A 12795-nucleotide genomic window follows, 5' to 3' on the forward strand; every position below is an offset into this window, starting at 1 on the left:
CAGTTCCAGAAACATGCCGTCTCTCTCAATGTCAGACCCCATCTGATATCGAAAGTTGCGTTCGCCGATCTTCACTTCGGGGCATCCACCAGCACGGCCGGCGTAACCGGCTGACCCGTCGCCTGGGCGACCAGTTCGGCGGTGCGGGTTTCGATGACGGCTTCCAGGCGGGCCAGAAACTCGTCCTTGGGCAGGCCGACGGGGATGGGTTCGAGGAACTCCAGTGTCGCCGTGCCAGGATGTTTCTCGTATTTTTCCTCGGGCCAGAACAGGCCGAGGTTGGTGGCGAGCGGCACGACGGGGACGTCGAAGTCGCGGTACATGTGCCAGACGCCGGAACGGTATTTGAACTTCTGGCCGACGGGGGCCAGGTGGCCCTCGGGATAGATCAGGATCTTGCGGTTCTCGGCGCGGGCTTCGGCGGCGCGCATGGCCAGGGCCTTGCGGGCTTCATGGCCGCCGCAACTGTTGACGACGATGGCGCCCAGCTTTTTCAGCACCCCGCCCAGCAGGGGAAACTTCTCCAGATGGTCGCCGGTGACGAAGGCGATGTCGTCGAACTGGTCGTAGGTGGCGAAGCCGTCGCCCCAGCTCTGATGCTTCGAGGCGATGATGAAGGCGCCCTCGGGCAGCCGATCCTTGCCGAGCACGTTCAGCCGGATGCCGGCGAAGATCGCCATCGCCTGGACCATGCGCTTCACATAGCGGCGGATGACCCAGCTGGCGGGACCACGGCCGGGCGCGAGCGCCGCAAAGGCGGCCGTCAGCCCATAGCCGATCGACAGGATCCAGTAGGCGACGTTGAAGGCGAAGCTGCGCATCGGGCGACTATGGCAGAAAGCTTGGCCTTGTCAGGCCGCTTACGCCGCTTTTTCCAGCGCGGTCGCGGCGGTGACGCAGTTTCGACCCGCGCGCTTGGATTCGTAGAGCGCGGCGTCGGCGCGTTCCAGCAGGCTGGCGGCGGTTTCACCCTTCTGCCGCTGGGCGAAGCCGGCGGAGATGGTCACCGAGCCCAGGTCGTCATTGGTCGAGCGGCGGCGCAGGGCGCGCGAAGCCACGTCGGTGCGAATGCTTTCCAGGGCCGCCATGACAACGCCGGCCCCTTCGCCGGGGAAGATGATGGCGAACTCCTCGCCGCCGAACCGGGCGGCGAAACGCGTCTTGCCGCAGATGTTGGACAGGACGGTGGAGACATAGCGCAGCACCTGATCACCGGTCTGGTGTCCCCAGGTGTCGTTGAACCGCTTGAAGTGGTCGATGTCGAGGATGGCCAGGCTGAGCGGCGATCCGTCGTCTTCGGCGCAGGCGGCCTCAAGCCGTTCGTCGAAGGCCTTGCGGTTGGCCAGGTTGGTCAGGGCGTCCGTCATGGCGTCGCGGCGCACCTGTTCCAGGTTCTCGCGCAGGCGGATGACTTCCTTGTTGGATTTTTCCAGGCGTTTTTCCAGGATCGCGGTCTCGCGGCGCACGCGGTTTGTCGCGGTCGACAGGCCGCCGACCAGATCCTTCAGCGAAGATGGGTCCTCGACGGTTTCCATGGAATGGGAGGCGTCGGCGAGGGTCTCGCCATAGTCGGCCTGGGTCTTGTGGGCCATGGCTATGGCGCTGGCGACGCTGGCCAGTTCGCGGTCGAGCACGGCGCCGACGTCGCGGATCTGATCCGGCAGACGCCCGCGCGGCAGGAATTCGGCGGCCAGCATCTCTGACGTCTTGTCGGTGATGACCGTGGACTGGGAGAGGAGGCGTCGGATTTCCTGGGCCAGGGCGCCGTCAGGATCGCTGAGATAGTGCAGCCAGAGCTCGAAGTTCAGCGGCGTCGGCCAGACGCCCGCCTTTTCCATTTCGGCGATGACGTTGCGCGCCAAGGCATAGGCTTGTGGAGCCCTAAGCGCCGTCTCGACCTTTTTCGACATTCTTCTTCCCCTTGACCCCTGTTCTGGAGCCGTATCGGGGCGGACACTAAGGAGTGTTCCGTAATGCAGGGTAAACGGCGCGGGATTTCACCGCGCCGTTAGGTACGAATTCAGGCGCGGACGACGACCGGACGGCGCAGGAAGGCCGGGATGTCGTCGCCAAAGCCACGCACGCCCTGACGCTGGGGTTCGTCCTTGGCGGCCTTGCGATCGCCGCGACGGTCGGATTGCAGCAGGTGAGGTTCACGGTCGGCGCGATCGGGGCGCTCTGCGCGGTCGGGGCGATCCGCACGGTCGGGGCGCGGCGCGCGGGGCGTCTCGACCGCTTCGACCGTCTCCACGGCTTCGACCACGACCGGAGCGGGCGCAGCAGCGACTTCGACGGCGGCTTCAGGGCGGGCCTTGCGACGGCTGCGGCTGCGGGGGGCTTCTGTTTCCTGAACCTGAACCTGAGCCTGGGGTGCAGGCTCGACTGCGACGGTCTCGGTCGGCTCGGCGGCGGGGGCGCTGCTGCGCGACCGACTGCGGCTGCGGTCGCCCGAGCGTTCGCGTCCGCCGGAGCGTTTGTCGTCGCGGGCGGGGCCGTCCTTGATGGCGGCGAAGTCGATGCCGTCCAGAACCAGCTCCTGCGGGTCCATCTTGATCAGCTTCAGCACCTTATCCAGCGACTTGTCGTCGGCCGGGGTCACGATCATGAAGGCCTGGCCCAGCTTGCCCGCGCGGCCGGTGCGGCCGATGCGGTGGACGTAGTCGTCGGCGTGGTGCGAGACGTCGTAGTTGAAGACGTGGCTGACGTCCGGGATGTCCAGGCCGCGTGCGGCGACGTCGGAGGCCACCAGGATCTTCAGCGCGCCCGAGCGGAAGTCCGCCAGGGTCTTGGTGCGTTGCGACTGGTCCAGGTCGCCGTGGATCGGCGCGGCGTCGAAGCCGTGTTGCTTCAGCGACTTGGCCACGATGTCGACTTCGGACTTGCGATTGCAGAAGACGATGCCATTGCGCACGTCCTCACGACCGACCAGGGCGCGCAGAGCGGTGCGCTTGGCCTTGGGGTCCGAGGAGGGGATGCGGACGACATACTGGGTGATGGTGTCGGCGGTCATCGCCGGACGCGAGGCCTCGATCCGGGTCGGATCCTTGAGGAAGGCGGTCGTCAGGCGGGTGATCTCCGGCGGCATGGTGGCCGAGAAGAACAGGGTCTGGCGACGCGGCGGCGTCAGTTTGAAGATCTTCTCGATGTCGGGGATGAAGCCCATGTCGAGCATGCGGTCGGCCTCGTCCACGACCATGATCTCGACGCCGTTCAGCATCATCTTGCCGCGTTCGAACAAGTCCAGCAGGCGACCCGGCGTGGCGATCAGGACATCGACGCCCTTGTTCAGGGCCGCGACCTGGTCGCCCATGGAGACGCCGCCGATCAGCAGCACCCAGGTCAGTTTGGTGCCCTTGGCGTATTTGGCGAAGCTTTCGGCGACCTGGTCGGCCAGTTCGCGGGTCGGCGCCAGGACGATGGCGCGCGGCATCCGGGCGCGGGCGCGACCGGTGGACAGGCGGTCGACCAGGGGCAGGGTGAAGGCGGCGGTCTTGCCGGTGCCGGTCTGGGCGATGCCCAGCACGTCACGGCCGGCGAGGGCGACCGGGATCGCCTGTTCCTGGATCGGAGTAGCGGTCGTGTAGCCGGTGTCAGCAACGGCCTGAAGGGTCGTGGGCGAAAGGCCCAGTTGGGAAAATTCGGTCATGAATCCTTGGGAGAGAAAGCGTCTGCGTGCGTAACAGCAACGGAACCGCCCCTCTTTGGGCGAGCGGGCGGCGCGGATCGCAGACCTGTCCCGAGGCTGGGGGGCATATAGAAGCCCCTGCGCCAAAGTCAAGTATTCCCGGTATGTCGTCCGAACGGACGGTGCGGAATAAATTCCCATGGTCAAGCTGGGACTCTGCTTGACTCCTTGTCCCATGGAGGAGGCATATAAGAGAACAAAAGGAGAACTGTGGTGCGGCCCGACCGCGATATTGAAGCCCTGCGCGAGCGTCTGAAAGCCATGGAGGCCGATGGTCATCCGGTTGATGATGCACGCTTCGACCTGGGGCATGAAGCGGCGGATCGGCATATCGGGGGGCTGGCCACCCATGCCCTGCACGAAATCTACGCCTCCACCACGCCCGACGCGACGGCGGCGCTGGGGTTCGCCCTGGGTCTGGTTCAGCGCGCGGCGGGCGACCGGCCTGTGGTGTGGGGCATTCAGGCCATGGCGGGGCTGGAGACGGGACAGATCCACGGGCCGGGTCTGCGCGAACTGGGGCTGGACCCCGGCCGGGTGGTGCTGGTTCGGGTCAAGGAGATGAAGAACCTGCTGACGGCGGGCGAGGAGGCTCTGGCCTGCGGCGCCGTGGGCGCGGTGCTGCTGACGACCTGGGGCGAGAGCAAGATGTTGAGCCTGACGGCGACGCGGCGGCTGTCGATGGCGGCGGGGCAGGGGCGGGCGACAGCGATCTTGATCCGGTTGGCGGCCCAGCCCCAGCCAAGCGCGGCCGAGACCCGGTGGAGGGTCAGGGGTGCGTTGTCACGGGCGCTGGAGGCCGAGGCGCCGGGTCATCCGACCTATGGGGTCGAACTGTTGCGGCATCGACTGGGCGCGCAGCCGATGGCCTGGACCCTGGAGTGGGATCGTGAGCGCGGAGTCTTCGAGCAAGGCGGGCAGAATGCCGAACATCAACAGTTGCAACGACCGGCGCTACCTGGCGGTCTGGTTTCCCCTGCTGCCGACGGATCGGTTGCGGCGCGAGGAGGGGCGCTCCGACGCTTCGGCTGAGCCTGCCACCGTCCTGGTCGAGAAGGTGAAGGGGGCGCTGCGTCTGACGGCCGCAAATGGGCAGGCGCTGGCGCTCGGCCTGTCGCCCGGCATGACCCTGGCTGATGCGCGGGCGCGGGCGCCGGACATTCGGGTGGTCACCCACCGGCCCGAGGCGGATGCGGCCCTGTTGAAGCGGGTGCTGCTGGATTTCGGTCGGTTCACGCCGATGGCGGCGACCGACGGGCCGGACGGTTTGGCGCTGGACGTGACAGGCTGCGCGCATCTGTTCGGTGGCGAGGCGGGAATGATGGAGGCGGTCGCGGCCAGGGCGCGAGGCGTCGGGCTGGCGGTTCGTCTGGCCCTGGCCGGCACGCCTGAGGCGGCGCGCGCCCTGGCGCGGTTCGGGCGCGGTGGACTTTACGAGGGTGAGGGGCAGAGCCAGGCGCTGCGCCGCCTGCCGGTCGCGGCGCTGGAGCTGTCGGACAAGGAGACGCAGGCCCTGTCGCGCGCGGGGCTGAAGACCCTGGCGCATTTGGCCGACCGCCCGACGGCCCCGATCGCCGCCCGTTTCGGCGCGGCGGCGGCGACGAGGCTGAACCGGGTGCTGGGGCGCGAGGATGCAAGGATCCGGCCCGAACGGCCTGTGTCGATGATCGCCGTGGACCGCATCTTGGTAGAGCCGATCACCGAGACGGCCGACGTCGAGGCGGTGATCGGCGACCTGCTGGCCGAGGCCATGGACCGGCTGGACCTGCGTAGTCAAGGTGGGCGCGCTTTTCAGGCCAGCTTCTTTCGTCTGGACGGAGAGGTGCGCCACATCACCGTCCGCACAGGCCGGCCCAGTCGGGACGCCGTGGGGGTGGCGCGCCTGTTTCGCGAACGGTTGGCGGCGCTGGCGCGACCGCTGGATCCCGGTTTCGGCTTCGATCAGGTGCGGCTGTCCGTGCCGGTGGCGGATCGGCTGGCCTCGCGCCAGTGCGGCTTCGACCGCACCCCTCCGGGCGCCGAGGACCTGGGTCGGCTGGTGGATCGCCTGACCGCGCGACTGGGGCCAGAGGCGGTCAGCCGGTTCGAGCCGGTGGCGTCGCACTGGCCTGAGCGCGCGGTCCACCTGACGCCCGCCGCCCTTGCGCCCGGTGAAGACGGTGAATGGCTCGATCCCGATCCTGCCGACCCGCCATTGCGGCCGCTGCAGATGTTTGATCCGCCCCAACCGGTCCTGGCCACGGCGGAGGTTCCTGATCATCCGCCCAACCGTTTCATCTGGCGGCGGGTGGATCACCGCCTGGTCCGTGTCGAAGGCCCGGAACGCATCGCGCCCGAATGGTGGCGCAGCTTGAAACGTCCGCTGGAGCCTACGCGAGACTACTATCGCGTCGAGGATTTGGAGGGACGTCGCTTCTGGCTGTTTCGCTCGGGCTTTTACGGTGAGGAGCCGGCGCCGCGCTGGTTCGTGCACGGGGTCTTCGCGTGAGCGACTATGCCGAGCTGGCGACGCGCAGCAATTTTTCCTTCCTGGAGGGGGCGTCGCATCCGAAGCATCTGGTGTTGAGCGCCATCCTGCGCGGGCATACCGGCATGGGTCTGGCCGACCGCAACACCCTGGCCGGGGTGGTGCGGGCGTGGAGCGCGTTGAAGACCCTGCGTGAGGAGGGATGGTCGCCGCCGGATCGGGTGCGCCAAGGCGGCAGTCCTGGCGAGACGGTGCTGGTGGAGGATTCGTTTCCCGTCGACATCGACCCTGAGGAGATCAAGGCGCGGGCCAAAACCTTCAAGCTGATCCTGGGTGCGCGACTGCGGTTCAACGACGGGACGCCGGACATCCTGGCCTACCCCGAGGATCGGCAGGGCTGGGGCCGCCTGTGCCGCCTGCTGACTCTGGGCAACAGCCGGGCGAAGAAGGGCCAGTGCGAGATCGGCCTACGTGACCTGCTGCGCGCGCCCGAAGGCCTGCTGCTGATCGTCATGCCGCCCCGTCGGCTGGAGGGGCTGGAGGTCTTGCTGCGTCAGGTGAATGACGCAGCACCGGGCGCCGTCTGGCTGGGCGCCGCCATGTGCCGGATGGGGGACGACCGCCGCCGTCTGGCGCGGCTGAAGACGTTGAGCGCGACGACGGGCGCGCCGCTGCTGGCGGTCAACGACGTTCTCTATCACGACGCCGAACAGCGCGACCTGCAGGACGTCGTCACCTGTATCCGCGAGGGGGTGACGTTGGAGGGCGCGGGCCGTCGCCTGGACCAGAACGCAGAACGCTATCTGAAGCCGCCCGCTGAGATGAGCCGTCTGTTCGTGGATGCGCCGCAGGCTGTGGCGGAGACGCAGGACGTGCTGGCGCGGGTGGCGTTCGATCTGGGAGATTTGAAGTACAACTATCCCGAGGAGCCGGTGCCTCCCGGCATGACGGCGCAGGATCGTCTGGTCGAGCTGGTGGCGACCTATGAGGCGCCGAAATATCCGCAAGGCGTACCGACGAAGGTGCGGGATATCCTCGACAAGGAATTGACCTTCATCGCCACCAGCAAACTGGCCCACTATTTTCTGACCATCCACGATATCGTCCGCTATGCGAACAAGAAGCGCATCCTCTGCCAAGGTCGCGGCTCAGCGGCGAACTCGGCCGTCTGTTATGTTTTGGGGATCACCTCGGTCGATCCCGGTGTGCACGATGTGCTGTTCGAACGCTTCCTGTCGACGGATCGGAACGAACCGCCAGACATAGACGTCGATTTCGAGCACGAGCGGCGCGAGGAGGTCATTCAGCACATCTATGAAAGATACGGTCGCCACCGGGCCGGCATCGCCGCGACCGTAATCCGCTACCGCCCACGCAGCGCCATCCGAGAGGTCGGAAAGGTCATGGGGCTGACCGAAGATGTCACAGCGCGTCTAGCGGGAAGCCAGTGGGGCAGTTTTGGATCGGACATTCCCGACCGGCATCTTGAGCAGGCTGGGCTTGAGGTCGGCAATCTGACCGTAGCCCGCGCCGTCGCTATGACCCGGCGGCTGCTGGAGTTTCCACGGCATCTGTCCCAGCACGTCGGCGGGTTTGTCCTGACCCAGGATCGGCTGGACGAACTGGTTCCCATCGGCAATGCGGCCATGCCGGACCGAACCTTCATCGAATGGGACAAGGACGACATCGACGCGCTGCGGTTGATGAAGGTCGATGTGTTGGCGCTAGGAATGCTGACCTGCATCCGAAAGGCGTTCGATCTCATCCACGAGCAGGACGCCCGACGCTTGGAACTGGACTGCTTCGAAGAGGAAGATCCGGAGGTTTACCAAATGCTCCAAGAGGGTCGCTCTATCGGCGTCTTTCAGGTGGAGAGCCGAGCGCAGATCAACATGCTGCCGAGGCTGAAGCCTGCCGTATTCTATGATCTTGCAATCCAAGTCGCGATCGTCCGGCCTGGACCGATTCAAGGCAACATGGTCCATCCCTACCTTCGGAGACGCCAGGGCCTGGAGGAGCCCGACTACGCCGGACCCAAGCCCCCGCACGATCCCAACGAGTTGAAGGCTGTGCTTTGGAAGACGCTCGGTGTCCCCCTGTTTCAGGAACACGCGATGAAGGTGGCCATGGTCGCGGCCGAGTTCACATCCGGTGAGGCCAACGGCCTGCGCAAGGCGATGGGGACGTTCCGAGGCGATGGGACGCTTTGGAAATATGAGGAACGGATGGTCGGCCGCATGATCGAGCGTGGTTACGATCCGACGTTCGCGCGCAATTGTTTCGAACAGATCAAGGGCTTCGGCTCCTATGGCTTTCCCGAGAGCCATGCCGTGTCGTTCGCCAAGCTGGTCTACATCTCGTCCTGGATCAAATGCCATCATCCGGCGGTGTTCGCCTGTGCGTTGCTGAACAGTCAGCCGATGGGGATTCTATGCGCCGGCGCAGCTGGTGCGGGATGCGCAGGAGAGCCCGCAGAAGGTCGAGGTGCGGGCGATCGATGTGAACCACAGCGTCTGGGACAATACGCTGGAACCGGGCGAGCGCGGGCTGGCGCTGCGGCTGGGCCTGCGTCAGATCGACGGGTTCAAGGAAGGTTGGGCGACGAGGCTGGCCGAGGCGCGTGATGCGCCCTTCACCGATGTCGAGGAGATGGCGCGGCGGACGGGGCTGGAGGCGGCGGCGATGCGCAAGCTGGCGGATGCGGACGCGTTCCGGTCTATCGGGCTGGATCGGCGCGAGGGGTTGTGGGCGGTCAGGCGGTTGCCGGACGATGAACCCCTGCCGCTGTTCCAGGCCGCGCGGGCAAGGGAAATGGGCGTCGAGGCGGCGGCCAACCTGCCGCTGATGCCGCTGAAGGAGCATATCGCCACCGACTACCAGACCACGCGCCTGTCGCTGAAAGGGCATCCGATGCAGATCCTGCGGCCGGTGTTCCGGGCGGAGGGGGTGCTGAGTGCGGCCGAGGTCATGGGCCAGAAGCACGGGCGGCTGGTGCGCACGGCCGGGGTGGTGCTGGTGCGGCAAAGGCCGGGGACGGGCAACGCCATCTTCGTGACGATGGAGGACGAGACGGGGGTGGTGAACGCCCTGTTATGGGCGCGACTGTTCGAGACCTTCCGGCGCGAGGTGATGGCGGCGCGGCTGATGGAGGTGGAGGGCACAGTCGAAAAGAGCGTCGAGGGCGTGCTGCACATCATGGTGCGCAAGGTGGTGGACCGTTCGGCCGAACTGAGCCGGCTGTCCGAGGACTATGATCTGCAGGTCGAGCTGTCGCGGGCGGATGCGGTGAAATATCCGCAAGGTCCACGCAGCCCGACCGGCCGGCATCCGCGCGACGTCCGCATTCTGCCAGGGTCGCGCGACTTTCACTGAGGCGGGATCAGCCGATGGTGGGGACCGTCACGGGCGACCGCTTGCGGGTCAGGAACAGGACCAGCAGCAGGCCCAGGCCCGCAGCGATCGCTCCGGCGATGGAGACGGCCGGATAGCCCAGGCCGCCGGCGATCACCGCACCGCCCACGGCCGCGCCGATGGCGTTGCCCAGGTTGAAGGCGCCGATGTTCATGGCCGAGGCCAGGTTGGGCGCGTCGCCGGCGGCGGCCATGACCCGCACCTGCAACGGCGGCACCAGGGCGAAGCTGGCGATCCCCCAAAGGAAGACCAGGATCGTGGTCGGGACCGCGAAGGGCATGGCGAAGGCGAAGGCGACCAGGATGGCTGACAGCGAGGCCAGGGTGACGATCAGGGTGCAGTACACAGACTTGTCGGCGAACTTGCCGCCCAGCCAGTTACCAAGCGTCAGACCCAGGCCGTAGGTGACGAGCATGGCGGTGACGAAGCCGAGCGAAGCGTGGGTCTGCTCGCGCAGGATGGGCGCAATATAGGTGAAGACGGTGAACATGGCGCTAGACCCGATCACGGTCAGGGCCAGGGCCGCCAGTACAGGCCCTCGACCGAGGACGCGCAGTTCGGCGGCCATGTTTCCGCCGGTCGGGGCGGGCAGGTTGGGCAGGGTCAGGCGCAGGGCGGCCATGACCCCCACGCCGATGGCGGCGATACCCCAGAAGCTGGCGCGCCAGCCAAGGGCGTCGCCGGCCCAGGTCGCCAGGGGCACGCCGACGACATTGGCGATGGTCAGGCCCATGAACATGGCGGCGACAGCGCCCGCCTGACGGTTCGGCGCCACCAGGCTGGCGGCCACGATCGAGCCGACGCCGAAGAAGGCCCCGTGGTTCAGCGAGGTGATCACTCGCGCAATCAGCAGCATCGAATAGTCGGTCGAGATCGCCGACAGCAGGTTGCCGACGGTGAAGATGGCGGCGAGGCCGATCAGCAGGGTCCGACGCGGCACCCGTCCGGTGGTCAGGGTCATCAGGGGCGCGCCCAGCATTACGCCCAGGGCATAGGCGCTGATCAACAGGCCGGCAGTGGGAATGGAGACGCCCAGGTCTGTGGCGATGACGGGTAGCAGACCCATCGGCGCGAACTCGGTCACGCCGATGCCGAAGGCGCCGGCCGCGAGGGCCAGAAGGGGAGGATTGAGTTTCATTTTGGGGAGGAAACCTTCGAGGCTCAGACTAGTGGAGTGTTCAGGCGAGCGAACCCTTCCTGCTGGCGATAGGGGGTGTGGGGATAGGGCGGCAGGACATCGCTGGCGACGTCGAGGGCGGCGATCTGGCCGGGCGTCAGGCTCCAACCGACGGCGCCCAGGTTCTGGCGCAGCTGTTCTTCGTTGCGGGCGCCGATGATGACCGAGGAGACGGTCGGGCGTTGCAGCAGCCAGTTGATGGCGATCTGGGGCACGGTCTTGCCGGTCTCTGCCGCGACGGCGTCCAGGGCGTCGACGACGCGGTACAGGTGTTCGTCCTCGACCGGCGGGGCGAAGGCGGCGGTCTGATGCAGGCGGCTGCCCTCGGGGATCGGCGCGTCGCGGCGGATCTTGCCAGTCAAACGGCCCCAGCACAGCGGGCTCCACACCAGGGCGCCGACGCCCTGGTCGGCGGCAAGCGGCATCAGGTCGGCCTCATAGGCGCGGCCGATCAGGGAATAATAGACTTGGTGGGCGACGAAACGGGGGCGGGCGTCGCGCTCGGCGATCCCTTGCGCCTTCATCAGCGCCCAGCCGGGATAGTTTGAGACGCCGGTGTAGCGGACCTTGCCCGAGCTCACGAGCGTGTCGAGCGTCGCCAGCAGTTCATCCGCCGGTGTCGAGGCGTCGAAGGCGTGCAGTTGCAGCAGGTCGATATGGTCGGTGTCGAGGCGACGCAGGGCGCCCTCGACCGCGCCGATCAATCGGCCGCGCGACACGCCCCAATCACCGGGACCGTCGCCGGTGGGCAGGCCGATCTTGGTCGAGATCATCACCTGGTCGCGGCGGCCCTTTATGGCCTGGCCCAGCACCTGCTCCGAGGCGCCGTCGGAATAGACGTCTGCGGTGTCGAACAGATTGACCCCGGCTTCCAGGCAGATGTCGATCAGGCGGCGCGCCTCGTCCACATCGCTGTTGCCCCAGGCCCCGAACAGCGGGCCGGAGCCGCCGAAGGTGCCTGTGCCGAAGCTGAGGACCGGAACGCGGAGGCCCGATGCTCCAAGTTGACGATATTCCATGACTGTCCTTCGTGACCGTGTTCGGATGCACAGATGGACGCCGGCTTGCGGCGACAGTAGATAGGCGTCAGGCCAAACATTTTTGATCTGGACGCAAAGATGCAGATGATTGGAGTGGATCGAGCGCGCGAGATGGAAGTCTTTGTCGCCGTGATCCGGGGCGGCAACTTCTCGGCGGCGGGGCGGGCGCTGGGTCTGACGCCCTCAGCCATCAGTCGAACCATCGACCGGATCGAGGCGCGGCTGGGGGTTCGGCTGATGCTGCGCACGACGCGGGTGCTGACGGTGACGCCCGAGGGGCAGGCCTATCTGGGCGCGGCGCGACGGATTCTGACCGAGCTGGATGACGCGGAGCAGGCGATCGCCGACCAGGGGGCGCCGCGCGGTCGGTTGAGGGTCAGCGCCTCCCTTGCCCACGGTCGCCAGCAGGTCGTGCCGCTGCTGGGCGAGTTCGTGCGCCGCTATCCGCATATCCTGGTCGATATCAATCTGACTGATGTGGTGGTCGATGTTGCGGCGGGGCAGGCGGATGTGGCGATCCGGTTCGGGCCGTTGGCCGACAGTCCGCTAACCGCGAGGCGATTGGGCGATACGGGACGGACCATCGTGGCGTCGCCTGACTATCTGGCGCGACGGGGCGTGCCGCGCGTGCCTGAGGACCTGCACGATCACGACTGCCTGAACTTCAACTTTCGGCGTCAGGAGCCGGTCTGGCCGTTTCGTCAGGACGGGCGCGACTATGCTTTGACGGTGCGCGGATCGGTGGAGGCGAACAATGGCGAGACCCTGACGCAACTGGCGCTGGCCGGCGTGGGGGTGACGCGGGTGGGGCATTTCAGCGTGGGCGACGCCATCGCCGAGGGGCGGCTGGTCCCGCTGCTGGAAGATTTCAATCCGGGGGATCGCGAACCGATCCATGCTGTCTTCGTCGGCGGCGCAAACATGCCGGCGCGGGTGCGGGTGTTCGTCGACTATCTGGCCGAACGGCTGCGCTGAGGCGGCCTCAAACGAAAATCGCCGGACGGGTGAACCGTCC

At 66.9% G+C, this 12795-nt stretch carries 10 protein-coding genes; 5 read left to right on the forward strand and 5 right to left on the reverse strand.

Features of this window, described 5'->3' with window-relative positions; translation table 11 throughout:
• Positions 1-71: 71 nt before the first annotated feature.
• From AC3ISA_RS13515 to AC3ISA_RS13525, 3 genes are all read right to left on the reverse strand, one after another.
• On the reverse strand, positions 72-821 hold the full coding sequence (locus tag AC3ISA_RS13515) for a lysophospholipid acyltransferase family protein (protein ID WP_489178266.1): 750 nt from the start codon (positions 819-821) through the stop codon (positions 72-74).
• 39 nt (positions 822-860) lie between these two features.
• The gene (locus AC3ISA_RS13520; protein ID WP_372691834.1) at positions 861-1910 is read right to left on the reverse strand and encodes a GGDEF domain-containing protein; all 1050 of its coding nucleotides are present in this window, start codon (positions 1908-1910) and stop codon (positions 861-863) included.
• Between the two features lie 110 nt (positions 1911-2020).
• Positions 2021-3646: a DEAD/DEAH box helicase gene (locus tag AC3ISA_RS13525; protein WP_489178267.1), complete on the reverse strand. Its 1626-nt coding sequence runs from the start codon at positions 3644-3646 to the stop codon at positions 2021-2023.
• A gap of 252 nt (positions 3647-3898) precedes the next feature.
• On the opposite strand from AC3ISA_RS13525, the gene AC3ISA_RS13530 reads away from it, so the two are divergent.
• The 4 genes from AC3ISA_RS13530 to AC3ISA_RS13545 are packed head-to-tail and all read left to right on the forward strand — an operon-like array spanning position 3899 to position 9524.
• A complete protein-coding gene (locus tag AC3ISA_RS13530) occupies positions 3899-4717 on the forward strand; it encodes an ImuA family protein (protein ID WP_489178268.1) in 819 nt (272 codons plus the stop codon).
• Positions 4608-6173, forward strand: coding sequence for a Y-family DNA polymerase (locus tag AC3ISA_RS13535; RefSeq protein WP_489178269.1), 1566 nt, complete (start codon positions 4608-4610; stop codon positions 6171-6173). The genes AC3ISA_RS13530 and AC3ISA_RS13535 overlap by 110 nt, the downstream gene beginning before the upstream one ends.
• The gene (locus AC3ISA_RS13540; RefSeq protein ID WP_489178270.1) at positions 6170-8776 is read left to right on the forward strand and encodes an error-prone DNA polymerase; all 2607 of its coding nucleotides are present in this window, start codon (positions 6170-6172) and stop codon (positions 8774-8776) included. Before AC3ISA_RS13535 ends, AC3ISA_RS13540 begins: the two co-directional genes overlap by 4 nt.
• Positions 8679-9524, forward strand: coding sequence for a helix-hairpin-helix domain-containing protein (locus AC3ISA_RS13545; RefSeq protein ID WP_489180115.1), 846 nt, complete (start codon positions 8679-8681; stop codon positions 9522-9524). The genes AC3ISA_RS13540 and AC3ISA_RS13545 overlap by 98 nt, the downstream gene beginning before the upstream one ends.
• 7 nt (positions 9525-9531) lie before the next feature.
• Here the strand turns inward: AC3ISA_RS13545 and AC3ISA_RS13550 are convergent, their stop codons facing one another.
• Entirely contained in the window at positions 9532-10701 is a 1170-nt protein-coding gene (locus AC3ISA_RS13550) for an MFS transporter (RefSeq protein ID WP_489178271.1), read from the reverse strand.
• Between the two features lie 23 nt (positions 10702-10724).
• Complete coding sequence (locus tag AC3ISA_RS13555) at positions 10725-11759, reverse strand: aldo/keto reductase (protein ID WP_489178272.1); 1035 nt, start codon at positions 11757-11759, stop codon at positions 10725-10727.
• 99 nt (positions 11760-11858) lie between these two features.
• Here AC3ISA_RS13555 and AC3ISA_RS13560 point away from each other — a divergent pair, with 99 nt between their 5' ends.
• Positions 11859-12755 carry a LysR family transcriptional regulator gene (locus AC3ISA_RS13560; RefSeq protein ID WP_372691843.1) on the forward strand — a complete coding sequence of 299 codons (897 nt, stop codon included), beginning with the start codon at positions 11859-11861 and terminating at the stop codon, positions 12753-12755.
• The last annotated feature ends 40 nt before the right edge of the window (positions 12756-12795 follow it).

This window comes from Brevundimonas sp. KH_058 (assembly GCF_057838505.1).

Bases quoted from the DNA above. Each gene is read 5' to 3' on its own strand.
- AC3ISA_RS13515 (WP_489178266.1), bottom strand. From the start codon at position 821: ATGCGCAGCTTCGCCTTCAACGTCGCCTACTGGATCCTGTCGATCGGC.
- AC3ISA_RS13520 (WP_372691834.1), bottom strand. From the start codon at position 1,910: ATGTCGAAAAAGGTCGAGACGGCGCTTAGGGCTCCACAAGCCTATGCC.
- AC3ISA_RS13525 (WP_489178267.1), bottom strand. From the start codon at position 3,646: ATGACCGAATTTTCCCAACTGGGCCTTTCGCCCACGACCCTTCAGGCC.
- AC3ISA_RS13535 (WP_489178269.1), top strand. From the start codon at position 4,608: ATGCCGAACATCAACAGTTGCAACGACCGGCGCTACCTGGCGGTCTGG.
- AC3ISA_RS13550 (WP_489178271.1), bottom strand. From the start codon at position 10,701: ATGAAACTCAATCCTCCCCTTCTGGCCCTCGCGGCCGGCGCCTTCGGC.
- AC3ISA_RS13555 (WP_489178272.1), bottom strand. From the start codon at position 11,759: ATGGAATATCGTCAACTTGGAGCATCGGGCCTCCGCGTTCCGGTCCTC.
- AC3ISA_RS13560 (WP_372691843.1), top strand. From the start codon at position 11,859: ATGCAGATGATTGGAGTGGATCGAGCGCGCGAGATGGAAGTCTTTGTC.